This is a genomic window from Paenibacillus kobensis NBRC 15729 (assembly GCF_004000825.1).
Taxonomy (GTDB): domain Bacteria; phylum Bacillota; class Bacilli; order Paenibacillales; family Paenibacillaceae; genus Paenibacillus_T; species Paenibacillus_T kobensis.
Genome location: NZ_BILZ01000002.1, coordinates 141479 through 167964 on the forward strand (window position 1 = coordinate 141479; position 26486 = coordinate 167964).

General features: G+C 52.8%; 22 protein-coding genes. 5 read left to right on the plus strand and 17 right to left on the minus strand.

Going from position 1 to position 26486, the window contains the following annotated elements; translation table 11 throughout:
* Positions 1–48 precede the first annotated feature (48 nt).
* Positions 49–468 (minus strand): cysteine metabolism transcriptional regulator CymR, encoded by a 420-nt coding sequence (cymR, locus tag PKO01S_RS02250; protein ID WP_127529665.1) that lies wholly within the window; start codon positions 466–468, stop codon positions 49–51.
* A gap of 244 nt (positions 469–712) precedes the next feature.
* Between cymR and mnmA the strand changes: the two genes are divergently transcribed.
* The gene (mnmA, locus tag PKO01S_RS02255) at positions 713–1843 is read left to right on the plus strand and encodes a tRNA 2-thiouridine(34) synthase MnmA (protein WP_127529666.1); all 1131 of its coding nucleotides are present in this window, start codon (positions 713–715) and stop codon (positions 1841–1843) included.
* 117 nt (positions 1844–1960) lie between these two features.
* Here mnmA and PKO01S_RS02260 read toward each other — a convergent pair whose 3' ends face one another.
* Entirely contained in the window at positions 1961–3286 is a 1326-nt protein-coding gene (locus tag PKO01S_RS02260) for a hemolysin family protein (RefSeq protein WP_246070415.1), read from the minus strand.
* Positions 3287–3686: 400 nt separating this feature from the next.
* Positions 3687–5045, minus strand: coding sequence for an Nramp family divalent metal transporter (locus PKO01S_RS02265; protein WP_127529668.1), 1359 nt, complete (start codon positions 5043–5045; stop codon positions 3687–3689).
* Positions 5046–5636: 591 nt separating this feature from the next.
* On the opposite strand from PKO01S_RS02265, the gene PKO01S_RS02270 reads away from it, so the two are divergent.
* Complete coding sequence (locus PKO01S_RS02270; protein ID WP_127529669.1) at positions 5637–5897, plus strand: hypothetical protein; 261 nt, start codon at positions 5637–5639, stop codon at positions 5895–5897.
* Here PKO01S_RS02270 and PKO01S_RS02275 read toward each other — a convergent pair.
* From PKO01S_RS02275 to hisS, 4 genes are all read right to left on the minus strand, one after another.
* A complete protein-coding gene (locus PKO01S_RS02275; protein WP_127529670.1) occupies positions 5863–7188 on the minus strand; it encodes a replication-associated recombination protein A in 1326 nt (441 codons plus the stop codon). The genes PKO01S_RS02270 and PKO01S_RS02275 overlap by 35 nt on opposite strands.
* 597 nt (positions 7189–7785) lie before the next feature.
* The gene (locus PKO01S_RS02280) at positions 7786–8562 is read right to left on the minus strand and encodes a tRNA threonylcarbamoyladenosine dehydratase (protein ID WP_127529671.1); all 777 of its coding nucleotides are present in this window, start codon (positions 8560–8562) and stop codon (positions 7786–7788) included.
* Between the two features lie 171 nt (positions 8563–8733).
* Complete coding sequence (gene aspS, locus PKO01S_RS02285; RefSeq protein ID WP_127529672.1) at positions 8734–10545, minus strand: aspartate--tRNA ligase; 1812 nt, start codon at positions 10543–10545, stop codon at positions 8734–8736.
* A gap of 46 nt (positions 10546–10591) precedes the next feature.
* Positions 10592–11845 carry a histidine--tRNA ligase gene (gene hisS, locus PKO01S_RS02290; protein ID WP_127529673.1) on the minus strand — a complete coding sequence of 418 codons (1254 nt, stop codon included), beginning with the start codon at positions 11843–11845 and terminating at the stop codon, positions 10592–10594.
* A 764-nt stretch (positions 11846–12609) separates the two neighbouring features.
* Between hisS and PKO01S_RS02295 the strand changes: the two genes are divergently transcribed.
* Positions 12610–13626: a copper amine oxidase N-terminal domain-containing protein gene (locus PKO01S_RS02295; protein ID WP_164779441.1), complete on the plus strand. Its 1017-nt coding sequence runs from the start codon at positions 12610–12612 to the stop codon at positions 13624–13626.
* A gap of 136 nt (positions 13627–13762) precedes the next feature.
* Here PKO01S_RS02295 and PKO01S_RS28645 read toward each other — a convergent pair whose 3' ends face one another.
* From PKO01S_RS28645 to PKO01S_RS02335, 9 genes are all read right to left on the minus strand, one after another.
* Positions 13763–13939 carry a hypothetical protein gene (locus PKO01S_RS28645; RefSeq protein WP_164779442.1) on the minus strand — a complete coding sequence of 59 codons (177 nt, stop codon included), beginning with the start codon at positions 13937–13939 and terminating at the stop codon, positions 13763–13765.
* Between the two features lie 95 nt (positions 13940–14034).
* Positions 14035–14481 carry a D-aminoacyl-tRNA deacylase gene (gene dtd, locus PKO01S_RS02300; RefSeq protein WP_127529675.1) on the minus strand — a complete coding sequence of 149 codons (447 nt, stop codon included), beginning with the start codon at positions 14479–14481 and terminating at the stop codon, positions 14035–14037.
* A 20-nt stretch (positions 14482–14501) separates the two neighbouring features.
* Positions 14502–16688, minus strand: coding sequence for a RelA/SpoT family protein (locus tag PKO01S_RS02305; protein WP_127529676.1), 2187 nt, complete (start codon positions 16686–16688; stop codon positions 14502–14504).
* 250 nt (positions 16689–16938) lie between these two features.
* Entirely contained in the window at positions 16939–17457 is a 519-nt protein-coding gene (locus PKO01S_RS02310) for an adenine phosphoribosyltransferase (protein WP_407669614.1), read from the minus strand.
* Positions 17454–19853, minus strand: a complete 2400-nt coding sequence (gene recJ, locus PKO01S_RS02315) for a single-stranded-DNA-specific exonuclease RecJ (protein WP_127529678.1) — start codon at positions 19851–19853, stop codon at positions 17454–17456. The genes PKO01S_RS02310 and recJ overlap by 4 nt, the downstream gene beginning before the upstream one ends.
* A gap of 42 nt (positions 19854–19895) precedes the next feature.
* Positions 19896–20795: a cation diffusion facilitator family transporter gene (locus PKO01S_RS02320; protein ID WP_127529679.1), complete on the minus strand. Its 900-nt coding sequence runs from the start codon at positions 20793–20795 to the stop codon at positions 19896–19898.
* Between the two features lie 12 nt (positions 20796–20807).
* Positions 20808–21743 (minus strand): protein translocase subunit SecF, encoded by a 936-nt coding sequence (gene secF, locus PKO01S_RS02325; RefSeq protein ID WP_127529680.1) that lies wholly within the window; start codon positions 21741–21743, stop codon positions 20808–20810.
* The gene (gene secD / locus PKO01S_RS02330; RefSeq protein WP_127529681.1) at positions 21733–22968 is read right to left on the minus strand and encodes a protein translocase subunit SecD; all 1236 of its coding nucleotides are present in this window, start codon (positions 22966–22968) and stop codon (positions 21733–21735) included. Before secD ends, secF begins: the two co-directional genes overlap by 11 nt.
* An 82-nt stretch (positions 22969–23050) precedes the next feature.
* A complete protein-coding gene (locus PKO01S_RS02335; protein WP_164779443.1) occupies positions 23051–23290 on the minus strand; it encodes a post-transcriptional regulator in 240 nt (79 codons plus the stop codon).
* A 202-nt stretch (positions 23291–23492) separates the two neighbouring features.
* On the opposite strand from PKO01S_RS02335, the gene spoVB reads away from it, so the two are divergent.
* Positions 23493–25073, plus strand: a complete 1581-nt coding sequence (gene spoVB, locus PKO01S_RS02340) for a stage V sporulation protein B (RefSeq protein WP_127529682.1) — start codon at positions 23493–23495, stop codon at positions 25071–25073.
* A gap of 3 nt (positions 25074–25076) precedes the next feature.
* On the opposite strand, the gene PKO01S_RS02345 is transcribed toward spoVB, so the two are convergent.
* On the minus strand, positions 25077–25874 hold the full coding sequence (locus tag PKO01S_RS02345) for a DUF421 domain-containing protein (RefSeq protein WP_127529683.1): 798 nt from the start codon (positions 25872–25874) through the stop codon (positions 25077–25079).
* A gap of 184 nt (positions 25875–26058) precedes the next feature.
* Between PKO01S_RS02345 and PKO01S_RS02350 the strand changes: the two genes are divergently transcribed.
* Positions 26059–26448, plus strand: coding sequence for a TIGR04086 family membrane protein (locus tag PKO01S_RS02350; RefSeq protein ID WP_127529684.1), 390 nt, complete (start codon positions 26059–26061; stop codon positions 26446–26448).
* Positions 26449–26486 lie beyond the last annotated feature (38 nt).

The window sequence follows — 26486 nt, forward strand, 5'->3', positions numbered from 1 at the left end:
AGTCAATAACTTCAAATCATTGGCGATCTATAAATTCAAGCGCGAGCTCTAGATGTAGAACATGTAGTTGTCGATCTGTCCTTCTTCCTTGAACGTAACCAGATCGGACAATGTCGTAGAATCCAGTACACTGGCGATAGCATCACGGATACGAAGCCACAGGTCGCGTTTCGCCGGATCGTCTTCTTCTGTGAAGTCTACCGGAGAGATCGGACCTTCGAGTACACGAATGACATCCCCCGCTGTAATATTCTCCGCCGACTTGGACAATATGTAGCCGCCGTATGCCCCCCGTACACTCTTCACCAATCCTGCGTTGCGAAGCGGAGCGATCAGTTGTTCCAAGTAATGCTCCGACAGCTGGTTTTTCTCAGCGATGCTCTTCAGCGAAATTGGTCCTTCACCGAATTTAGCAGCAAGCTCCATCATAATTGTGAGGCCATAACGGCCTTTCGTCGAAATTTTCAAAAAACGGCACCTCATTCCATGCGTCTAATGGTTCATATAATGGATGACCGATGCGGCCCATTTAAATCATTGTATTCCCATATCAGTTCTATGTTAGCACATCAAAGCGTGTTCGTGTAGAAATATCGTGAAGTTATTATGAAAAATAAGCGCATCGTCTCATCCTTCTAGGCCGATAAGATGAAAAAGATAGAGAGGCATGATACAATACATACATTCTTAGCAATGAAGGTGGTAAGCCAGCATGATCAAATCGAAAGCGGAAACCCGCGTCGTTGTCGGCATGTCCGGCGGCGTCGATTCGTCGGTCACCGCCCTGCTGCTCAAGCAGGAAGGCTACGATGTTATCGGCATTTTCATGAAAAATTGGGACGACACCGACGAATTCGGTCACTGCACAGCCGAGGAGGACGCCGAAGACGTCCGCCGCGTATGCGACCAGATCGGCATTCCCTACTATACGGTTAACTTCGAGCGGCAGTACTTCGACAAAGTATTCACGTACTTCCTCGATGAATATAAGCGCGGCCGGACGCCGAATCCCGACGTTATGTGCAACCGCGAGATCAAATTCGGCGAGTTTCTTCAAAAGGCAATCGACCTTGGCGCCGACTATTTAGCCACCGGCCACTACGCCCGCGTCGAGCGGACCGAGGACGGTGAGACGAAGCTGCTGCGGGGCGTTGACAACAATAAGGACCAGACTTATTTCCTCCATCAGTTGAATCAACAGCAGCTTGCCAAAGCGATGTTCCCGATCGGGCATTTGCCGAAGCCCGAAGTTCGCCGCATCGCGGACGAAGCCGGTCTTGCGACAGCCAAGAAGAAGGACAGCACCGGCGTCTGCTTTATCGGCGAGCGCAACTTCAAGCAGTTTCTGAGCGGCTACCTGCCAGCGCAGCCCGGTCCGATGATCGATCTGCGATCGGGCGAGGACAAAGGCCAGCATGACGGATTGATGTACTACACGCTCGGCCAGCGCCAAGGACTTGGCATCGGCGGTTCGGGCAGCGGCGAGCCTTGGTTCGTCGCGGACAAAGATTTGGAGAACAACATTCTGTACGTCGTTCAAGGCGATGCGCATCCGCGCCTATACTCAGAAAGCCTCGAAGCGGAGAACATCAACTGGATCGCGCCGTCTCGTCCGGAAGAGTCGATCCGCTGTACAGCGAAATTCCGCTACCGTCAAGCCGATCAAGGTGTCACGGTTACGCTTCGCGAGGACGGAACGGCAGCCGTCGTCTTCGACCAGCCTCAGAAGGCGATTACGCCTGGTCAAGCGGTCGTCTTCTATGACGGCGACGTTTGCCTTGGCGGCGGTACCATTAATCGCGTGAAGCTTGTGAATGAAGCAGCATTCTCCTTGAACGCTTAATCTCACGCAGACATCCTCACGAAGTTCTGTACACGAATAAGCCGCCAGCGGCAGGTTACTGCAACCTTCCGCTGACGGCTTATTTTTTGATATATATGATCTTCCTATGATTGCAGGTTACCCTAGCTCGATCCCCAGCGTCGGCTGTCCATTCTCGCCATCCCGCCTTCTTCGAACATTAATGCGCGATATACGCAAATGATCGGTCTCTTCCACGATGAACTCGTAATCGTCATCCGTCGTTACCTTCTGATTCCGCTTCGGCGGAATTTCGATCTGCGCATAGAGCCAGCCGCCGATCGTATCATAATCGTCAGACTCGATCTCGATGCCGAAGTAGCTGTTCACTTCTTCGATAAGCATCATCCCGCTGATGGAGTACGTATTATCGTCTTTCTTCTCTAGCTCGGGGCGTTCCTCGTCGAATTCGTCCTGAATTTCTCCGACAATCTCTTCCATAATATCTTCGAGCGTCACGAGTCCCGAGGTGCCGCCGTATTCATCGATTAGAATCGCGATCTGCGTCCGGCGTTTCTGCATCAGCTTCAGCAAGGTGCTGATCTGCATCGACTCCGGCACCGTCGTCATCGGCCGCGTAATCGTGCGGACATCTTTCAAATTTTGCGAAGATACTTTCAGAATGTCCTTAATATGCACGAACCCGATAATATTGTCCTTATCTCCGTCGCATACCGGGTATCGAGTGTGCATTTCTTTCAAAGCAATCGCCTTATTTTCTTCGAACGAAAGGTTAGCGTATAAGCACACCATCTCTGTTCTCGGAATCATAATCTCTCGGGCATTGGTCTCGGCAAAATCGAAAATGTTGTCGACAAGAGTCAGTTCCGTATTGTCGATCAACCCGTTCTTGTGGCTTTCCTTGACGAGGATGCGAATCTCTTCTTCGGTATGCGCGGAATCTTGTTCGGAGGCTGGCTCGACGCCGGCAAGCTTCAGCAGCCGGTTCGCCAATCCGTTGAGCACCCAGATGAACGGATACATGATTTTGTGGAACAAGACGAGCGGCGCGGCTGTCAACAGCGTAACGCTTTCGGATTTGCGGATGGCAATCGTCTTCGGCGCCAGCTCGCCGAGCACGATATGAAGCACCGTAATGAACGAGAAAGCGATCGCGAACGAGATCGTATGCGACAGCACCTCGCTGTGAAATCCGAGCTGTGAGAACCACTTTTCCAGCAAGCTGGCAATGGCCGGTTCGCCGATCCATCCAAGACCGAGCGAAGCGAGCGTAATTCCGAGCTGACATGCCGACAAGTAACCATCGAGATTGTTCGTCAGATGGGAGGCGAACAAGGCGCGCCGATGGCCGCCAGAGGCGAGTGAATCGATGCGGCTGCTCCTTACTTTAACCATTGCGAATTCCGCTGCAACGAAAAAACCGTTCATGATGACCAACAAAACAACCAGTACCAATTTCAACATTAACGGTAACGGGTCACTACTCAACGAATCCCTGCCGACCGTACGCTGCATAAGAGCAGATCCGTACGATAGCAGGCGCACCTCCTTTATTTTCAACGAATCACGAAATAATTTCCAATTATATAGCAATAGCTTATTCGATAGACAACAGCTGCGTCAAACCGTACCGACAGCGCAAAGCGCTGTAATCGGTCCGTATTCCACTTTATTCGGGAAGGATGTTCCATTATGCCAATGATTCGCACGTATTCAGCCGCTCACAAGACCAGACGGCCGATTTTCGGGAAAATCATGAATTTGGGTTCTTAAGCAATCAAAAAAAGCCGCACACAGCCTCACTGGCGAACCAGCGAAGCGCACGGCTTTTCGTTCCATGTATGAGTTCGAGAAGAGGCTGGTGTCAGCTGAACCAATCGCCGACCGTTTGAGCAAGCAAGTAAATATTCAGTCCGGCGATGACAACAGCGATCGTCCATGCCGTGATTTGCAGCCACAGCTTGTTGGCGAATTCGCCCATCTTCGCTTTGTCGCTTGTAAACTTCACGAGCGGAATAACGGCAAAGGAAAGCTGCAAGGATAAAATAACCTGGCTTAGAATCAGCAGATCGACCGTGCCCGAATCGCCCATAATGCCGATTACGATGACAGCCGGCACAATCGCGATCATCCGGGTAATTAGCCGGCGCAGCCATGCAGGAAGGCGAATATTGAGGAAGCCTTCCATGACGATTTGTCCCGCCAGCGTTCCTGTCAGCGTTGCGTTCTGGCCTGCCGCAAGCAGTGCGACGCCGAACAGTATGCTCGCTGCAGACGTTCCGAGCAGCGGCGCAAGCATATGGTAAGCATCTTCGATCTCAGCAATAGCCGTATTGCCTGACGTATGGAACGTTGCTGCTGCAATGATCAATATTGCAGCGTTAATGAACAGGGCGAGCGATAAAGCGAAGGTCGAATCGGCTGTCGCGAACCGGATCGCCTGCCGCTTGCCTTTCGGAGTCTGCTCGATTTGTCTCGTCTGTACGATGGAGGAATGCAGATACAAGTTGTGCGGCATGACCGTCGCTCCGAGTATACCGATGCCGATATAGAGCATCTCCGGGTTCGTGAACAGCTCCGTGCTCGGTGCGAAGAACCCGTTCACAATGCCGCCTGCGTCCGGTCTCGCCCATATGATCTCAACCAAGAAACATCCACCGATAGTTGCGATAAGCGTAATGACCAGCGCTTCAATATAACGGAACCCTTTGTTCTGCAGCAACAGCACGAGGAAAACGTCCAGAACGGTTATTAGAACGCCGTATATAATCGGAATGCCGAACAGCAGGTTAAGCGCAATTGCCGTACCGAGTACTTCTGCCAAGTCGCAGGCGGCGATGGCGAGCTCGCACAACACCCATAATCCAATGGCTACAGGCTTACTGTAATGATCGCGGCAAGCTTGCGCCAAGTCGCGGCCTGTCACGATGCCAAGCTTCCCCGCAAGTGCTTGCAGCAGCATTGCCATTAGGTTCGACAACAGAATCACGAAGAGAAGCGAATAACCGAACATCGAGCCGCCCGCAATATCAGTAGCCCAGTTGCCGGGATCCATATATCCGACAGCGACAAGATAACCCGGACCGGCAAACGCCAGAAACTTGCGGAACCATGACCCGGTTTTCGGAATTTTCATGGAACGGTGCACTTCCGGGAGGCTGACGCCTGACTGCTCCCTGCTCCAGCCTTGCTTATGCATTGCAATGCCTGTCTCTTTCCCCATACTAATCACCTCAATCATTAATATTTGTACTAGGCAAACGGTTTTGCACTAGGTCAACTTTTATCGTAAAAAAATCTATGTCGTAATTCTATGCCTCTAGATAGAGGATTGTGCCTACTTTCATTGTACATCCCCAAAAAAGTTTGTCAATTGCAACTTTTTTGGGGGAGGGACAAACTTAGAGGCATGGCCCCTAAGGACCCCCAGTTGAACTTCAAATTCAACTTCAACTTTCTAACCATCTAAATCATTTTCCTACCCACCTAAATCCTCCCTTCAAAGGGAGGACCCCAAGGGATTCCATCCCCCTGGACCCCCGGACAGAATAACGTTTAACGCAGCAGAGACGCTCCCTATTTTCTAAGCACTTCGACTCGCATCCCCTTCGGACAAGCTCCATTTTACCGTTCCCTTGCTACCTATCCAGATAACGTTCGAGTTACACAGCCGCTCCTTATCTTCTCTCTGCAACGACCCGCGCGCCCTCCGGGCAAGCTCCAGTTCGAGCACCTGCCACTTCATTTGAAGACAACAAAAAAGCAGCAACGGATATATTCCGTTGCTGCTTGCCTAGTGTTGGTGATGGCGTTGATGATGGCTTTGGTGATCGTTTTGGTGTTTATTATGGTGATACATTTGGTGATGTATTGTGTTGTTGGTTTTGGTGATGTCTTTGTGATTATGATTTTGGTGTTGTGCTGGTCTGGATCTGGATCTGGATCTGGTTCTGGTGCTGGTGCTGGTGCTGGTTTTGGTGATACATTGGGTGATGACTTTGTGCTGATGGATTTGGTGCCGGCTTTGGTGAAGCGACTGGTTACTTCGTCGTCCGTTTATCCTTATTCCGTCTAAGCTGCTGGTTCTGGCGGATCTTATCTTCCATGCCCTGCTCGGAGGCGTCGTAGAAATGCTGGCCATGAAGCGAGTCCGGCAAGTATTGTTGGGTTACATAATTGCCCGGGAAATCATGCGGATATTGATAGCCGACATGTCCAAGCTTCACTGCGCCTTTGTAGTGCGCATCACGTAGATGAAGCGGCACTTCTAACGTGCCCGACTGTTCAATGATGCTCATTGCTTTGCCTATCGCCATTGTGGTTGCATTCGACTTTGGACTTTCAACCGCAAACAAAATCGCCTGTGCGATGTTGTACTTCGCCTCCGGCCAACCGATTTTACGATAGGCTTCAAGTGCCGTCGTCGCCTGCACCATCGCTTGCGGATTCGCAAGTCCGATGTCCTCGCTGCATGCGACAATGAGACGCCGAAGGAACGTCATCGGCTCCATCCCAAGCTTCTCTACCGCATAGAGAAACCAAAATAATGCGGCGTCGCTAGAGCCGCGCACACTTTTGTGGAATGCGGACAGCACATCATATTGCGTCGATTCATCAGCCTTCGCAAGCGGCTTGCGGACCGATTCCTGCGCGACTTCAAGCGTAAGATGGACGGAACCATCCGGCTCGGACGGAGTCGTGACCGCCGCGATCTCAAGTGCGTTGAGCGCCCGGCGGATGTCGCCTCCTGCCGTCTGCGCAATATGATCAAGCGCATCCTCGTCCACCTGCAGCCGCATAAAGCCTAGTCCGCGCCCCGCATCAGACAGTGCCCGAAGCATCGCTTCACGGGCATGCTTCTTCGTTAGAGGCTCGAGCTGGAATAACGTAGACCGGGACAGTAATGCCCCGTTCACATAATGAAACGGGTTTTCCGTAGTTGCACCAATAAATATAATAACACCCTGCTCTACAGCCGGCAGAAGCGCATCCTGCCGCGAAGAGTTGAACCGGTGCACCTCGTCTAGAAATAGAATCGTCTGGCGTCCGTACAGCGACTTAGCTGATTTCGCCCGGTCGATCACGTCACGAACATCTTTAACCGACGCATCGACCGCGTTCAGCTTTACGAAATCGGCTTCTGTCCGCCTCGATATAATATGAGCTAAAGTCGTCTTGCCGCATCCCGGAGGACCGTACAGGATGATCGACGATACCCGGTCGCCCTCAATCGCTCGCCTTAGCAGCTTGCCCTGTCCAACGATATGCTCTTGCCCGATATAATCGTCCAGCGTTTCGGGACGCATCCGGTCCGCAAGCAGCCTCGCCTTCGGCGCCTGCTCCTCCCCAAAGCTGAATAAATCCATGATGGCTGCAGCTCCTTCGTTCCATATACTATCTTTATTTTAGCATATCGGCCTATAATCCGCACATTTGTTCGATTGGATGGTCTCTCATTTCTCAGTGCATTACGTACAATGAGAAGCTTCAGATTTGACTAGGCAGGACCGTTCAATGTATTTCATACAACGAAAAAAGGCCTCAACATCTCCAAAACAGCTAATATCGCTTGTTCACGCATATTCCGATTGTACAGAATGCAATAAAGCAAGTTAGTTTAGCCCTATGAGGCACTATTCATTGTACAAATTACAACGAACCCCACCACGAACTTCTGAACACCTAATTCGTCCCATCAAAATTGCATTAAGGCATCTATCGTGCTGGAATGCCCATGCCATGCCATGCTATGCCTTGCCATACCATTTCCTGCCGGGCCAAGTCGTGCAGCGCCCTTCCCAAATAGCAAAAAAGCCGACTGGTCTGCCAATACGGCAATCAGTCAGCTCTTCCTGTTTAACCCCTGTCGCTCGGCCGTTTCAAGCTGACCGACAGTTTCTCGACGGCAGCCTTGCCACGCTTCTGCCTTGTCTCCTCACTCTTCAGCAGCGCAAGGTCTGCCATTAAGCGTTGCCGCCCTCGCCCTGCTGCTTCTTGGCTTTCGCCTCTAGCAGTTCCTTGATGCAGACGCTGACCATAATCAGCCCCGCAACCGGCGGAACGAATGCATTGCTGGCGGGCGGCTGCTGCGCCTTGCGGATTTCCGGCGCGTTGTCCGGCACGATCCGCTGCGTCACGTCTTCGCGCGGCTTCATCGGCTCCTCCGACGAGAAGACGACTTTGACACCTTTCTTGATGCCGTCCTTGCGCAGTTTCGTCCGCACGACGCGCGCGATCGGATCGGTATGCGTCTTGCTGATATCGACGACCTGGAACTTCGTCGGATCCATTTTGTTCGCGGCGCCCATGCTGGAGATCATCGGAATCTTGCGTTCCAGGCACTGCTTAATGAGATGAATTTTGTAGCCGATCGTATCCGATGCGTCAAGCACGTAATCCAGCTCATAGTCGAACAGCTGCTCGTACGTCTCCTCGGTATAGAACATGCGCAACGAAATAGCGTCGCATTCAGGGTTAATGAGTTTGATTCGGTCACGCATAAGGTCCGCTTTCGGCTGGCCGACCGTCGTCGTCAGCGCGTGAATCTGGCGATTGATGTTCGTAATGTCTACGACGTCTTTATCGATTAGAATAATGCGGCCGACGCCTGTACGCGCCAGCGCTTCCGCCGCGATCGAGCCGACTCCGCCGATACCGAGCACGGCTACCGTGCTGCCTTTGAGCGCTTCGAGTCCTTCCGGACCGATCGAAAGCTCTGTTCGCGAGAATTGATGCAGCATATTATCAGGCCTCCTCATGCTATGTAGGATAGGTCCGTATATACGGAAAATGTCCGGCAAAAAGCTCATCTGCTCGTGTGGCAGACGGGCTAATTGCCGGACGGTCCGCTCTAGCCGGCAGCTATTGCTGCCGCCGGCCAGGCGGGAAACACCTTACGATCCTGTATCTAATTACGCTTGAGGCGCACCTGCAGCAGCAGCGGCAGCCGGCTTCGAGCTTGGCTTAGGTACCGTGCGGATATGCAGCTGCTCCAGTTGTGACAGCTCGACTTGCGACGGAGCGTCGACCATAACGTCGGTTGCGCTTGCCGTCTTAGGGAAGGCAATCGTCTCACGCAGGTTCGAACGGCCCGTCAGCAGCATAACGAGACGGTCCAGACCGAACGCGATGCCGCCGTGCGGCGGAGTACCATACTCGAACGCTTCGAGCAAGAAGCCGAATTGTTCATTCGCTTGCTCCATCGAGAAGCCGAGCGTCTTGAACATAAGCTCTTGCACGTCGCGCTTGTAGATCCGCATCGAGCCGCCGCCGATTTCGTAGCCGTTGAGCACGATGTCATATGCTTGCGCGCGCACTTTGCCTGGATCTGTCTCGAGCAGCGCCAAATCGTCGTCGTTCGGACGCGTGAACGGATGGTGCATCGCGACATAACGTTTCGCATCTTCGTCCCACTCGAGCAGCGGGAAGTCCACAACCCACAGGAACTTGAATTTCGATTCATCGATCAGGCCAAGATCGCGGCCCAGCTTCAGACGCAGGTTGCCAAGGACATCAGCGACGACTTTCGGCTTGTCAGCCGAGAACGTCAGCAAATCGCCTTCTTCAACGCCCAGACGCTCCGTCAGCGCTTCGATTTCTTCCGGTTTCAGGAACTTAACGATCGGACCTCTCCATTCGCCGTCCTTCACCGTGATCCATGCAAGGCCTTTGCCTCCGTAGCGGGCAGCGAACGGTTGCAGGTCGTCGAGTTCCTTACGGCTCCAGCTTGCGCAGCCTTTCGCGTTCAGCGCTTTAACTTCGCCGCCGGAAGCTGCAACGGATGCGAATACTTTGACGTCGCTGCTTGCAACGATATCGGTAATGTTCTTAATTTCCAGATCGAAGCGGAGGTCCGGCTTGTCGGAGCCGTATTTGTCCATTGCTTCAGCATACGTAATCCGTTGGAACGGCAACGGGATTTCGACGCCTACCGTCTCGCGGAAAATGCGTGCCATCAGTTGCTCCATCATGCCGAGCAGTTGATCCTGCGACAGGAACGACGTCTCGATGTCCACCTGCGTGAACTCCGGTTGACGGTCAGCACGAAGGTCTTCGTCGCGGAAGCAGCGAGCTACTTGGTAGTAGCGCTCCAGACCGCCGACCATCAGCAGCTGTTTGAATATTTGCGGCGATTGCGGCAGCGCGTAGAACTCTTCCGGATGCACACGGCTCGGTACGAGGTAATCGCGCGCGCCTTCCGGCGTACTCTTCGTCAGAATCGGCGTTTCTACATCGAGGAAGCCTTCTGCGTCAAGGAAGTCGCGGAATACTTTCGTCGTCTTCGAACGGAGCAGCATCGTACGCTGCATCTCTGGACGGCGAAGGTCAAGATAACGGTGCTTCAGACGAAGCGGCTCGTCGACTTCTACACCGTCTTCAATTGGGAACGGAGGCGTCTTCGCCGAGTTCATAATTTCGATTTCGGTTACGCGGATTTCGATCTCGCCTGTCGCAATATTGGCGTTGAACGTTTCCGGATCGCGCTCGACAACTTTGCCGCGAACGGCAAGCACGAACTCGTTGCGAGCTTTGTCAGCGATTTCGAGTGCTGCGCCGGAGAAATCCGGGTTGAATACCGTTTGGACAAGACCGGTACGGTCGCGAAGATCGATGAACAATACGCCGCCAAGGTCGCGACGGCGCTGTACCCAGCCGTTCAGCGTAACGACTTGGCCAACATCGGTTTTCGTCAATGTACCGCAGGAATGAGTTTTCAACATCATGGGGAATCATTCTCCTCTATCATAGTATTGGGTTGTCTTAAGCTGCTTATTTGCTCTTCTTAATCTCATCGGCTAATTGATTAAGCGGTACGAACCGCTGCTCGCCAGTCGCCATATGTTTCAAGGCGATTTCGCCGCGGGCCAGTTCATCGTCGCCGAGAATAGCCGTGAAGCGCGCCTTCAACCGGTCCGCCGACTTCATCTGCGCCTTCATTTTGCGGCCTTGGTAATCGCGCTCGACGGACAGGCCTTCAAGCCGCATCCCGTGAATGAGCTTCGCCGTTTCCCGTTCCGCTGCTTCTCCAAGCGCAATGACATAAGCATCGACCGCATGCAGATCAGGCAGTTCCGTATGCTGGTGTTCCAGCAACATGACCGTCCGCTCTAGCCCCAGACCAAGTCCGACGCCCGGTTGGTCCGGACCGCCGATCTCTGCTACGAGCCCGTTGTAACGGCCGCCGCCGCCGATTGTATCAATCGCGCCGATGCCTTCCGCCTTGTACTCGAACGCTGTATGCGTGTAGTAGTCCAGACCGCGTACGAGACGAGGATTAATATCGAACGGAATGTTCATATCGGTCAAATAAGCTTGCAGCTTCTCGAAGTGCGTCTGGCACTCCTCGTCAAGGCTGTCGATAATCGAAGGCGCGCCTTCGAAGTGCGCCTGATCCACCTTGCAGTCAAGCACGCGAAGCGGATTGCGGTCGATACGCGATTGGCAGTCCTTGCACAGCAGGCTGCGCTTCGGTTCCAAGAACGCTAGCAGCCGCTCGCGGAATGCGGCGCGTACCGCCGGCGTACCGACAGAGTTGACTTCGACACGGACGCCTTTGAGACCGACCTCAGTATAGAACGTATAGCCAAGCGCGATGACTTCCGCATCCAACGCTGGATCGACCGCGCCAAGCGCCTCGATGCCGAACTGATGGAACTGACGGTAACGTCCCGCCTGCGCACGCTCATAACGGAACATCGGACCGATGTAGTACAGCTTCGTCAGATCCGGCTCGCCGTACAATTTATTCTCGACAAAGGCACGAACTGCGCCAGCTGTTCCTTCCGGACGAAGTGTCAAGCTGCGGTCGCCGCGGTCGGTGAACGTATACATTTCTTTCTCGACGATATCCGTCGTCTCGCCGACGCCGCGTTGGAACAGTTCGGTCGCTTCGAAGATCGGCGTCCGGATTTCGCGGAAATTGAAGCGGCGGCAAATGTCGCGCGCCTTGCTCTCAACGAACTGCCAGCGCTCTACGGCGCCCGGCAGAAAGTCCTGCGTTCCCGGCGGTTTCTGGAATGCCATGTAAATCCCCCTGATTCTGTTCAATAATAAAAAAAACTCCCGCCCCCGACGCTCGATTGCTCGAACAGTCAGGGACGAGAGATTGCTGCTTGTCTCCCGTGGTGCCACCCACATTCCGGCTCCAATCTTCATCCCAACAGCTATACGCTTGTTGGATACGAAGCAGAACCGCTTCAAACGGTTAACGCCCGTTATACGCGATACGGCTAGTGACAACGGTTCAAATGCCAACGCCGCTATGCAGCATGATCATCCATCCGTCCGTTCGCCATTCGTTCTCCGGGAAGTCTTTCCCCTCCGCCACCATAAAGACGCTTCCAGCCAAGGCGTCTCTCTCTGGATACGTGTACGCGGGTACTCTGTCCCATCATTGAATCGACAACTTATTCCTTTAAATTTTACTCGGCTCTGCATGCGAAGTCAAGCCGCGATTCTAATATGCCCTAATGGGCAGAAAAAAGCCTGCAGCACCAAATCTGCAGGCTATCCAAATATATTATTAAAAAGGGGGTCGAGTTCTAGTATAGACCGGTCATGTTAAAACAAGATGTTATTAGCATTACAATAAGATTACAAAATATAAAGCGTTTACGTATGAAAGCGGTGACAGTCTTAAGCCTGATTTGAACGATATAAATAGAAATATTATTAATTTCATTATTATTTTTTATTATTTTTAGAATAACCACCCTAATTCGAATAACGACTTCGAACGATATTAGTGAAGTAGGCAAATAAATACATACCGAACAGGAGAGTGCATGATGAACAAGAAAGTAATGATGATGACCGCAGTACTTGGATTCAGTATGATGGTATCCACTGCTTTTGCAGCGCCAGGGGGTAAAGGAGGCGGAAACGACAGTCATTCCGGTAAATCGGGTGAACATGCTACGGTTACGAGCTCCGGTAAAGGCAACGGCAATAGCCATGAAGGCGAAGATAAAAATAAAGACAAAGGCACATCCGTTACCGACGCTGTTTACGGCAACAACGGTAAAGGCAAGGGCGTCACCGTTACCGGTTCCGTCTATGGCAACAACGGCAAAGGCAAAGGCGTCTCTGTGACCGATTCCGTCTATGGCCATGGCAAAGGCGTCTCTGTCACGGATTCCGTCTACGGTCACGGACATCGCGGCGCGCACGGCCTGCTGAATGCGTATGGGAACGTAAAAGACAAGCCTGCCGGGGCGCGCATTGCGAGTTTGCTCAAATCCAAATACGGCATCGACGTGACCATTGAAGCAAACACCGATTTGTCGGCTTTAGCTAAACAGCTTGAAGCCGAAGGCAAAAAAGAGGCCGCTGCATATGTTCAAGGAATGGCGGATGTACTGGTTAACCCTTCTGACCTCGAAGCTTACAAAAAACTGGGCAAGCTGAACAAGAAGCTGGGCAAAAAAGACATCGGCGCCTTCGTTAACGGAGAAGAACTGCAATTTGACGTCGCTCCTGTCGTGGAAGCAGGCCATACTCTCGTTCCGTTCCGTGCTATTGCTGAAGCATTGGATGCTGAAGTGCTGTGGGATCCTGCAACTCAAACCGTGACCGTTACCCGCGATGGCGTCGAAGTCAAGATTGTACTCGGCAGCAAAAGCGCAACGGTTAACGGCAGCAAAGTCACGATTGAATATCCCGGCAAAATGAAAGACAGCCGCGTTATGGTGCCGCTGCGCTTCCTGGGCGAAGCATTCAAAGCCGAAGTACAATGGGAGCCGGAATCCCGCTGCGTCATTATCCTCGACTCCAGCACAACTGCAGCGGAGAGCACGAACGAATAATGAACGTATGAACTCGTTCTCGGGTTATGCCGTCTGATTTAATAAATACTGCCCTACGAATAAAAAAAGCGGATGAGTTGATTAATCAACTCATCCGCTTTCTCGTTACGGAAGGCACCCGGCTGGTTCCATTAAATTAATCGGCCCCCGGCTCCCTGCCGTGCCGTCTTGCCGGCAACGTACCATGCGCCCACTCGGCGGCGGCTTCCATATCGTCTTCCCATTCGTCGAGCAGCATCGCTTCCTTGCGGTCCGTCGACAGCAGTCTGTTGGACGCCCGCTGAATGCTTTGCTCCTTGCGCGATTGATGCATCGGAAACACTCCTATACGGTAAGTAGTCGCGAAGCGCGCACTCTACCGATATTGTTTCCGAATATGGCTCATCTAACCGCAGTTGTGCGGACCGATTACTCGCTTCTGCTGTCCAGTATAAGCGTTACCGGCCCCCAGTTGACGAGCGATACGTCCATCATCGCGCCGAACACTCCGGTCTCCACGCGCAGCCCGGAAGCCCGGAGCAGCTCGTTAAACCGGTTATACAGCGCTTCCGCAGGCTCCGGCCGCGCGGCAGACAAAAAATTCGGCCGCTTGCCCTTGCGGCAGTCGCCATACAACGTAAACTGCGAAATGGACAAAATGTCGCCGCCGATGTCTTGAACGGACAAATTCATTTTGCCGGACTCATCTTCGAAGATCCGCAGTCCCGCTACTTTTTCCGCAAGCCACTTGGCGTCTGCCTCTGTGTCTTCGTGCGTAACGCCAACAAGCAGCACAAGCCCTTGGTCGATCGCTCCGACGATATTCCCTTCCACCTCAACCGAAGCTTGCTTGCTTCGCTGCACAACAATTCTCACTGCACAACCCTCGCTTACTGCTATTGCATAATCCGCTGAACGGAATAAATATCTTTCACCCGCTTGATCTTCTCGACGACCGACTCCAAATGCTGAACATTGCGAATCAGAATCGTCATATGGATCATCGCCATCTTGTTCTTGACTGCACGGCTCGTCACCGCCGAGATGTTCGTCTTGCTCTCGGACACAGCCTGCAGCACCTCGTTCAGTACGCCTCGGCGGTCATGTCCCGTAATCTCGATATCGACGCTGTAGTTCGCCTCGATCGAATCTTCCCATTCGACCTCAATGACGCGATCCGCTTCTTCTCCCTCGCCGCTGACCGGAATGTTCGTACAATCAAGCCGATGAACGGACACGCCGCGTCCGCGTGTAATGTAGCCAATGATTTCATCTCCGGGAACCGGATTGCAGCAGCGGGCGAATCGGACGAGCAAATTGTCGATACCTTTGACCGTTACGCCATAATTCGGTCGCTTCTTCTGAGCGCCTGGCGATTTCATCTCGCGCGGCTCGCTCGTCAGCTCGATCAAGCTCGCTTCCTCGGCTTCTCTGCGTAGCCGCTCCGTCAGTTTCGAGCATACTTGCGCAGCCGTAATGCCGTTAAAGCCGATCGCCGACAGCATATCCTCGACGTCGTTGAAGGTAAACTTCGTCGCAACCTCCTGCAGCTTATCGTCCGTCAGCCAGACGGATGCTTCAAGTCCGAGGCGCTTAATCTCTCGCTCAAGCAGCTCTCGCCCTTTGGCAACGTTCTCCTCGCGCTTCTCTTTCTTGAACCACTGCTTAATCTTGCTGCGGGCGTGCGACGACTGCGCGATTTTGACCCAATCCTGGCTCGGGCCGTACGAATGCTTGGAAGTCAATATTTCGACAATATCGCCGGTCTTCAGCTTATGGTCAAGCGGCACGATGCGGCCGTTCACCTTAGCGCCGATCGTCCGGTTGCCGACCTCCGTATGGACGCGGTAAGCGAAGTCAAGCGGCACAGAGCCGGCTGGCAGTTCGAATACTTCGCCCTTCGGAGTGAATACGAATACAAGATCTGAGAAGAAATCCATTTTCAACGATTCGACGAACTCCGACGCATCCTTCGCATCCTGCTGCAGCTCCAATATTTCGCGGAACCACGACATTTTATCCTCGAAGTTGCCGCCGGCGACAACGTGATTGCCGCCTTCTTTATAAGCCCAGTGCGCGGCAACACCGTATTCGCTCGTCCGGTGCATGTCCCACGTCCGGATTTGCACCTCGGTCGGCTCGCCGTTTTGTCCAATGACAGTCGTGTGAAGCGACTGATACATATTCGCCTTCGGCATAGCAATGTAGTCCTTGAACCGACCAGGCATCGGCCGCCATAGCGTATGAATAATACCAAGCGTTGCGTAACAATCTTTAATATTGTCCACGATAATACGAATAGCAAGCAGATCATAAATTTCGTTGAACTGCTTGTTCTTCATCGTCATTTTCTTGTAGATGCTGTAAATATGCTTCGGCCGCCCTGAAATATCGCCCTCGATGCCCATTTCGTCGAGCTTCTCCTGAATCCGTCCGATAACTTCCGCGATATATTGCTCCCGCTCCGTCCGTTTCTTCTTCATTAAGTTGGCGATCCGGTAATATTGCTGCGGATTCAAGTAGCGGAGCGCAATGTCTTCCATCTCCCACTTGATGGCGCTAATACCGAGCCGATGTGCAATCGGGCAAAATATTTCGAGCGTCTCGTAAGCAATCCGGCGCTGCGCTTCCTCCGATTGGAACTTCAACGTGCGCATATTGTGAAGCCGGTCGGCGAGCTTGATCAGAATGACCCGAATGTCCTGTGCCATGGCGACGAACATTTTGCGGTAGTTCTCGTTCTGCTGCTCTTCTTTCGACCGGAACTTAATTTTCTCCAGCTTCGTCAACCCGTCGACAAGCATCGCGCAGGTGTCGCCGAAACGGGTTCGAACCGCCCCAAGATCGACTGTCGTATCTTCAACGACGTCATGAAGCAAAGCCGCAATAATCGACATGACGTCCATCTGCATGTCGACAAGAATATCGGCTACGGCAACAGGATGCAGAATATACGGCTCTCCCGATTTGCGGACTTGGCCGGAATGCGCCTGCTCCGCAAACTCGTACGCCTCGCGCACGCGCAGCAGATCCTGTTCCTTCATATAGGTCGATGCCTTTTCAAGTAACTGCTCTATGCCCATGCAACGTCCCTTTCCGAAACGAGCCGCTTACGTCTTCGTCTTACGTACCCGTTTACCCTATTCAAACTTCCAACCGTACTCGCATATTACAATACATTAATGGATTAAAGCTATTATGCCTTCTATGCAGGCACTGCGTCAACTCTCGAACGATGTCGGATGCCATTCTAGTACATGAGAAAACCTGTATAGGCTAATATCGTCAAAAAAGCCCGCAACCGCTAATCGCGTTTACGGGCCGTCCCTATTATCAGTACGTAACCAGCGAATTCACTTCAATTCCGCCGCCAAGCTTCTCCCGGCCCGGCAAGTACCCGAGCTCGATCAGGAACGATGCGCCGACGACCTCGCCGCCCAGTTGGCGGATCAAGTTAATCGTTGTCGCAATCGTGCCGCCTGTTGCAAGCAGATCGTCCGCAATCAGAACGCGTTGTCCCGGTTTGATCGCATCGGTATGAATCGCGAGGCTGTCCTTGCCGTACTCCAGATCGTAGCTTGCTTCAATCGTGTCGTAAGGCAATTTGCCCGGCTTCCGGATCGGCACGAAGCCTACACCTAAAGCGATAGCAAGCGGAGCGCCTACAACGAAGCCGCGGGCTTCAGGTCCTGCAACGACATCGATGTTCAAATGTTCGACGGCCGCTTTCATCGCTTCGATCGCTTCCCGGTATGCCGGTCCGTTCTGAAGCAGCGTCGTGATGTCCTTGAACCGGATGCCCGGCTGCGGGTAATCAAGGATGACGCGGATATGGTCTTTGAAATTCGTCACGAAGATCTCCCTTTCGTAATAAACTGAGCGAATGACTCAATAGAATCATATATAATGCCGTTCATGGCTGCTTCCTGCTGCGATCTGCAGTACGTATCTGAAGCGGACAGCTCCGTCTTGGCCGGTGAGTCCACAACCGTCATAATGCCGTTATCCTTCTGAATAAATGATAATTCCTCGAAAACGTCGAGCATCATCACCGCCGTCTCAAGCGGCCAACCGCTCGCCTCAGCGATACGTTCCGGCAGCCCTCCTAGCTGAGCCCGTCCCATTCTCCGAAGCGACTGGTAGACAGCCCCGAAGTCTGCCCGCTCTGGAAAACCCGTCTTGGTAGCGGATTTGCTTTGCGGCCGCATCGGGTAAAGCAAATGAACCGATTGCACGCCCGACAGTTGTTCGACCGCCAATTGCAAAGAACGTGCCGATGGCGGAGTGCCATATACGATCAAATCACGATAGCGCGAATGATCGGCAGGAAGTTCGCCGCCGTACTGCCATAGCGCGTATACATCAGCTGAGGCATCCATTCTTGCGCAGGCTGCCGCCGTCTCGCCGGCAGACTCTGCCGCCGTTACGATTGCAACGGGACGGCCGCTTCGGTTCGACGCTTCAAGCAGCCGGCGGAGCAAAGCATGCGGTTCCCGTTCCTCGCGCCAATCGAACAGCTGCAGCTGCTCGATACGCATATCTTGCAACATTAATTGAGGCTTGCGGCTGCCGTTCCACTCGTTCACCGACAGCTCGCCGATCAAGTCAACCTCGGCTCCTTGCGATATCCGTTCTGATAATTCGCCAAAGCCGAAGCCGACCGCTTCAATCCGCGATTTGCCGCTTCCTACCGTCAACCGCAGATGTCGGCTGTCCTTGCCCATCGTCCGTTTGTCGACGACCGGCTGAGCGGCGATCAGAATGCGCGGAGCCGGATTGCCTGCGCCGAATGGCTCGAGCTGCGCAAGCTGATCAATCGTCGCCAGTGTGACTTCGCTCAGCTCGCATGCAAGATCGATGAACGTCTTCGGAATCCAATCGTCCGGCGTCAGCCATTCGGTCGCCGATCGCTCTAGGCTCGCCTCGAATGCGCCCAGCTTGTCGCGGTGCAGGCTCATGCCTGCCGCCGCCTGATGGCCTCCGAAATGGTCGAACAGTTCCTCGCATTCCGTCATTGCAGCATGTAGATCGAAGCCCTCAATCGAGCGGGCTGAGCCTTTGCACATACCTGTTTCCGGATCGATTCCGAGCACAACCGCCGGTTTATAATGACGGTCCAGAAGCTTGGATGCGACAATACCTATAACGCCCGCATTCCATCCTTCGCCGGCAACGACAATGACAGACGGCACTGGTCTGCCAGCATCAGCCGCTGCCTTACATTTGTCAGCCCACTGCTGCTTCGCCTGCTCAACAATTTCCTCTACAATGAGCTGCCGCTCCCGGTTCAAAGCATCCAGTCTTGCAGCCAGCAGGTCGGCCGACTCCCTGTCGGACGTCGTCAGCAGTTGTACCGCTCCATCCGCATGATCGAGTCTGCCGCTTGCGTTAATACGAGGCGCCATCGCGAAAGCGACGTTCGTCGCCGTTATCTTCTCAACATCAACGCCAGCCGTTTCGGCCAGTGCCGCGAAGCCCGGCCGACTGCCTGACCCCATCGTCTGCAAGCCGAGTTTGACGATCACACGGTTCTCGCCGGTCAGCGGCATCACATCCGCGATCGTGCCGAGCGCCGCGATATCGGCCAAGTCGACCGGCGGCTCGCCTAGCAGTGCCGTCGCCAGCTTGAATGCCACCCCGACTCCCGCCAGTGACTTGTACGGATAAGGGCATCCCGGCTGTTTCGGATTAACGATGGCGTAAGCGTCAGGCAGTTGCTCAGGCGGTTCATGGTGATCGGTCACGATAACATCGATGCCGACGCTGTTCGCATATTCGATCTCTTCCATAGCGCTAATGCCAGTGTCTACGGTCACGATCAAACCGACGCCAGCCGATACAGCGAGATCGACTGCCCCCTTGTTCATTCCATAGCCTTCTCGGGTTCGGTGCGGAATATAATAATCAAAATTCGCGCCCAGACGTTCAAGCAGATGAATCATAAGCGACGTGCTTGATACGCCGTCGGCGTCGTAATCTCCGTAAATGCGAATTCGTTCTCCCTGCTCCAGCGCGCTTCGAATGCGCTGAACAGCTGCTTCCATGCCGGCAAGCTCGTACGGATCATGCAGCAGTTCTTTGTCGCCGTGCATAAAAGCAGAGGCTTCCTTCGTCGTCTCGATGCCGCGCCCGACCAAGAGACGCGCGACGAGCGGCGGAAGCTGCAGCGACTGCATAATGGCAGCTGCCGCTTGCTCCCGCCGCTCATCCCATTCCGGCTGAGACCATCTTGTTCTGGACTCGATCATCAGCGTCGCCTCCTTTTCTTACACAATTGAAAGACGCTGCGGCTATTGCAGCAGCGTCGGCATATGTTCTTGATTCGGATCATGATTCGATTTGTACGGGTATCCCGGATCATAAGGCTCGACATGAACGGTCGTCTCGGTCACGTGAATAAACCGTTTCATGATTAACTCTTTCACCCGTTTGGCAATTTCATGGCCTTCCAGTACCGATATTCGCGGATTAACGCTAATGATGATATGAACAACAATATAATGTCCATGTTCGCGGGCACGAAGCGATTCGACCGTTACGACGCCTTCTACGCGCTGGATCACTTCCATAAGCTCGGAAGCTTGCTCCTCCGCTCCGATCGAATTGCGTTTATACAAGGTAAGCTGCAGCAAGCAGCTGTACCCTTTGTAAATCACGATTAAAGCAATGATAATAGAGGCGCAGCAGTCGGCCGGCTCCAACGCCGATATGCCGGCGAAGCGTCCATATGCGGAACTTCCTGCACCAACGATCGCAACGATCGAGGCAGTCCGATCTAGCAGCTGCCGTCCTGGAGACGGCAGCAGCCATTCCTTCAAGAGCAGCGCAACTGCGGCGAATGCGGCAGCCGTCCAATCCGGAACAGGAATGGAATCGTTGCGTAAGCTGCGCATCGCTTCGAGTCCAATCTCGACGCCAAGCAGCAGCGTAATCGCTGACACGATAATAACAGCAGTCGCCCCACTGCTATCACGCGTGTTCTTACTTCGGCGCAATCTGCTCTCATCGGCTCGATATCCGCCCGCAAGCGATTCGGCACAACCGGCGACAGACCGGATTGAATCCGCCATCAATGCCGTACTTCCCGATAAAAGCGCTACAGCCGCCTTGCCAAGCGCCAATGCTCCATTACCCCATATCCCCGCATTCATCGCGGAGAACCGTTTATCCGATAATCGATTAGCGCTCATACCTGCCTCCTCTTACGAAGCGACCGGTGCTTTCGCCGTCTTGCCCGGCTTTTGTTTGTCACCGCGCAGAATCAGCCACAACGGGCTTGCGATACAGACGGACGAATAGGCACCGCTCGCAAGACCAATAATTTTCGCGAGTGCGAACAGTTTGATCGATTCGCTGCCGAACAAATACAAGCTTACTGCAACAATCAATACCGTTAGAACCGTATAGATGTTACGTGCCATCGTTTGCCACAGACTCGCATTGACCAGCTCGGCCAATTGCTCCTTGTTCTTCTGCTTGCTGAAGCGAAGGTTCTCGCGGATACGGTCGAAGATAACGATTTTGTCATTGATCGAATAACCGATCGTCGTCAATACCGCCGCAATGAACGGCAGATTCACTTCGAGTCGGAAGATCGAGAACAGCGCGATGACGACGAATGCGTCGTACAGAATCGCAATGTTAGCCGCAAGCGCGAACCGCCATTCGAAACGGATCATGACATAAATCATAATCGCGATACTCGCGATTATAATTGCGTAGATTGTCTTCACGCCGAGCTCTTGCGCCATATCCGGCGATACGACGTTTACCTCTTCCGACACTTGGTCGCCGTATTGCGTTTTGAACGATTTTGTAATTTCGGATACTTTAGCCTGCTCAAGCACTTCATCGAACCGAACGGATACGCGCTGGTTGCTTGCGCCGCCGAGTGTCAGTTCAATGTCGCTGTAACCAAGCTTGCCGAGTGCGTCCGCCGCTTGCTCTTTCGTAATCGGCGCGCCGACTTCGATATCCATGTGCGTACCCGCCTTGAAGTCAACGCCGAGATTCATATGGAATACGAGCAGCGATACGATGCCCAGTATGACAAGAATGAGCGAAGCGCCGAAAAACTTCTTCTGGTGCTTAATAAAATCAAAGCGGATTTTCGTATGGTACTGTTCGTTATAGTGCACGGATCTCCGCCTCCTTCACGCCATAATAGCTCGGTTTCTTAAACAAATTGCTCCGAATGAGCAAATGAATAAGGAAACGGGAGAAGAAAATGTTCGTAAGAATACTGACGAGAATACTGAAGATCATCGTCAGCGCAAAACCGCGGATTGCTCCGTTGCCGATGACATACAGAACAACGCTGGCGATAATGTTCGTAATGTTAGCGTCCATAATCGTACGAAGCGAGTTCTTCGAACCTGCCTTCAGCGAGGACAGCAAGCTCTTGCCGCTGCGAATCTCTTCCTTGATCCGTTCGTACATAATGATGTTCGCGTCAACCGCCATACCGACACCCAGTACGAATGCTGCGATGCCAGGCAAAGTGAGCGTAGCATTCATCAGCTTGAATACGAGCAGCAGCAGCCATACGTAGGATACGACCGTAATGCCCGCAACAACGCCCGGAATGCGGAACAGTGCAATAAGTAGAACGAGAATGATGCCGGAGCCGATCAGACCTGCTTCTACCGTTTGGTGAAGCGATTGCTGGCCGAGCTTCGCGCCGACGCTTTGCGTATACTTCTCCGTCAGCTTCAGCGGAAGCGCCCCGAGGTTGATCGTATCCTTGAGGTTTGTCGCTTCTTCAGAAGTATAGCTGCCGCTAATTTGCGCCGTACCGCCGCTGATTGGGTAGTTAACCATCGGTGAGGACAGCAGTGTTTCATCGAGGTAGATCGACATTGTCTTGCCTGTCAGCTTCGTCGTTACGTCCTCGAACTTTTTTGCATCTTTCAGCTTAATTGTAATAATCGGATTGCCGAATTCGTCACGCTGCAAGCCTGCACCGTTTTGCACGAAATCCGTACCGTTCAGTACGACGTTGCCGTCAGGATCGCGGAACGTCAGATTGACTGGCTTCTTGAGCATGTCGCGCACTTGATCTTCGTTCTCTACGCCGGCGAGCTTGATCCGAATTCGGTTGCTGCCCTCCGTCGTGATTTCCGGCTCGGCGATGCCCTGCGCGTCGATCCGTTTCTCCAAGCTTTTGCTCGTTTCCTTCAAAGAGGAAGGCGTCACTTTCTCTCCGCCTTCAAGCGGCGAAGCTTCGTACAGAACTTCGAAACCGCCCTTCAAATCCAATCCTAGCCTGATGTCTTTGACCAATCCCGGGGTGGTCCAAGCGAATACGCCGGCCATAATGACGATAATACCCAGGAAGGCTATTAACCTGCTGCTCCCTTTCATAAACCGATGATCCCCCTTATATTCACAATAGTCCTATTATACCGAGTGGGCAAAATGCAGTCAAAAAAAACGCCGTTTCTTATCAGAAACGGCTTCCCCGATACGCATCCAACGTCATCTGATTCATGAAAGTCGTCACTTTAAGAGACAAAATGTCGTTCACGATCGCATGCAGCGCCGGTTGTCCGTTTTTCTGATATTTGCTGCTTACGCAGGACCAAATCTCTTCCGCCTCGACATGCTCGTAACCGATTAGCCGGAATTCTTCAGCCTTGCTTTCGCACAGCGATTGCACCACTCGTTCAAGCTCTTCATCCATCATCGCCCGCACTTCCTTTCCATTGCCAACCTTACAAGCATGCTATGGGCAACATAACCTTTATTCGCTCTGACAATGTCGAATTCCTTCCGGCAAATTTTGAAAAAACGATTTCAACTTCCCTGCTTCACATTGGACATGCGCCATCACTTGTCCGCATATGGATGGGTATATAGGAGCTTGTTCACGAAGAGAGGGAATAACTGTGACGAAACAATCGTTTATGAAAGGCGCGATGATACTGCTGATTGCCGGCATCGTTAACCGGCTGCTCGGTTTCGTTCCGAGAATTGCGCTTCCGCGCATTATCGGGGCGGAAGGCGTCGGCATTTACCAGCTTGGATATCCGTTTCTGTCCGTCATGCTTACGATCGTAATTGGAGGCATACCTCTTGCCGTGTCCAAATGGATTGCCGAAGCCGAATCGCTCGGCGATACGCGCAGAGTCAAGCATATATTCAGAGCGGCCATGACACTCACTCTCTCGCTCTCCTTAGGACTGACAGCGCTCCTCGTTCTGTTCGCGCCGATGATATCGAGTCGTATTCTGCCCGATGCCCGCGTTTATCAAACGTTCTTATGTATGACGCCGCTGGTCCTCATCATCGGCATTTCGTCCGTCTACCGCGCATATTTCCAAGGGAAACAAAATATGATACCGACCGCCGCTTCGCAAGTGACAGAAACGGTTATCCGTATCGTATTTCAGCTTATGCTTGCGGGATTGCTGCTCCCCTATGGCTTGGAATGGGCCGCCGCCGGCGCGATGCTCGGAACGGTTGCCGGTGAAATCGCCGGCCTCGGCGTAACCCTTTACCATTACTACAAAGACCGCCGAAGGAATGCCGAACATGAGCCCGAGCTTCCTTCCGAGCCTCCGCTGCCTTATTCGAAACGGCCAGCCCGTATACCCGTAACCCGCCGTCTGCTGCGGCTGTCTATCCCGGTAACAGGAAGCCGGCTGGTTGGGTCGATGTCCTATTTGCTCGAAACGATATTTACGAACCGGAGCCTCGCGGCGGCTGGCGTTGCTGTCGGAGTGGCGACTTCCCAATATGGAGCGCTGCAAGGGATGATCATTCCGCTTGTGTTGCTCCCGTCTGCGCTGACGTACTCGCTGTCGGTATCGCTTATTCCTTCATTGTCAGAAGCGGCAGCACGCGGTGACTGGCCGCTGATTCAGAAGCGAATGCATCAATCTCTTCGTCTTTCGCTCGTTACCGGAGCCCCATTCGTAGTCGTCATGACACTGTTCGCCGAGCCGCTGTGCCGCCTTATTTATAATCATGCCGACATCGCGCCTTTGCTTCGGCTTATCGCTCCTTTCGGTCTGTTTATCTATTTGCAAGGCCCGTTCCAAGCGGCACTTCAGGCGCTCGATAAGCCCGGTACCGCCCTTATGAACACATTCATTGGCGCTATTATTAAGCTCATTCTTATTTTGCAACTGGCCTCAAATCCTAAACTTGGCATTTACGGCGCCGCTATTGCGATTTGCATCAACATCGTCATCGTCACCGGCTTGCATAGCTGGAGCGTTGCCCGGTTCATCGGCTACCGGATCAAAATGCTCGACATCGTTAAAGTCGGGGCCGCGATGGTCATTATGAGCGCATTCGCGCTATGGTTGATGAAAGGCGCATGGCTACCGCATGAAGCGCTTAATCTAACGGCCGCTACCATAGGCGGTGTATTGCTTTATACCGTTATTATGGTTGCAACCGGAATCGTCGACCGCTCCGATATGATCCGATTGCCGGTCATCGGCAAATTGTTCAAGACGTAAAGGTTATCTTTTTTTGCGGTTCGCATCGACAAACCATCTTCCCCGATGATCGATCGTACAGAAGAACACATCCTTGAAATCGGTAACGCCATGCAGTTGAAGCTCATTTTTGAGCCAAAATCTGGTTTTCTCCAGCTTCTTTAAATTTTCATCCTGTACTTTGCCATCCATAATGAGCGGGACAGGAAGCATTTCGAACCGGTACCGCTTCGGGAACAGCTCGGATTTCTTCTCCTCTTCTTCTTTGTACACCGTACCTAGCGAGGATGCGGTTTCGAATTTCGAAAGCCGTTCATTCAGCCATTCAGAGGACCCTGGCCGCTCTTCCGTTGTCCGTTGTTCTTTCTCTTTCTTGATAACGGACAGCTTGCCGCTTGTCTCCAATATTGCGAACTCAACATCGCCGACTGTACTGACGCCGTTCTCCCGCAGCTGCAGCATAAGATCATCCAAATTATAGCGACCCTTGGTCATGATCTTTCGGTTCAATTGTCCGTTCTGAACAATGATGCTCGGCTTGCCGTCGAATAAAAGCCGCACCTTCCGGTTTTTCATCGCGATGAACGAAATGATGATCTGAATAATCATCAGCAGCGCCATCGGAAATATGCCATGCCACATCGACCGGCTCGTATCCTCGATGACGATGACCGCGATTTCCGCGATCATGAACGAAATGACTAAATCCAGAACCGACATTTTGCCAATTTCCCTTTTGCCCATTAAGCGCATTACCAGGAAGACGACGAAGTATATCAGAACCGTTCGAATAAACAAACTTCCGAACTCTGCTGCCTCCACGCCTAACGACCTCCTCATCCTGCGTCCGTCTTGTACACGGTATTGTCACCTATGCCACTTGTGGTCATGCGACGGAATCGTTTCGAATTATTGGCATGCTTGTACTAAATGAACTTCTCCCGCCATAAAGTGAAAGTAAGTCCAATTATCGATCCGTATGATGGATAAAGGAGGCTCATTGGTCGTGAATCCAATAAAAAATGTATCGAAGGTTAGCGTCTCTTCACCAACGCTTGCCGGCGCAATGACAGCTTGCATTTGGCTTGCGGCGGGCGCGCTGCTGCTTTCGTTGTTCCTCCGATTCGGAAGCATGCAAGAATCATCTCTTCCGATGTATGCACTGGCCGTACATGGCTGCTCGTCATTCGCCGGAGGCTTTTCTTCAGGCAAACGATCCGGGCGTAAAGGCTGGTATTTCGGAGGCTCACTCGGCATCGTATATGCACTGCTTATCATCCTGATCGGTTTCTTATCGGTAAATGCCGGATTTTCGGCTCATACTTGGAGTTTATTAGCAATCGTCATTCCGGCTGGCGCCATTGGCGGGATGATTGGAGTCAATCTGAAGAAGTAAGTTCGTTTGCGGACATCCCCCCATTTTGTGTTATACTA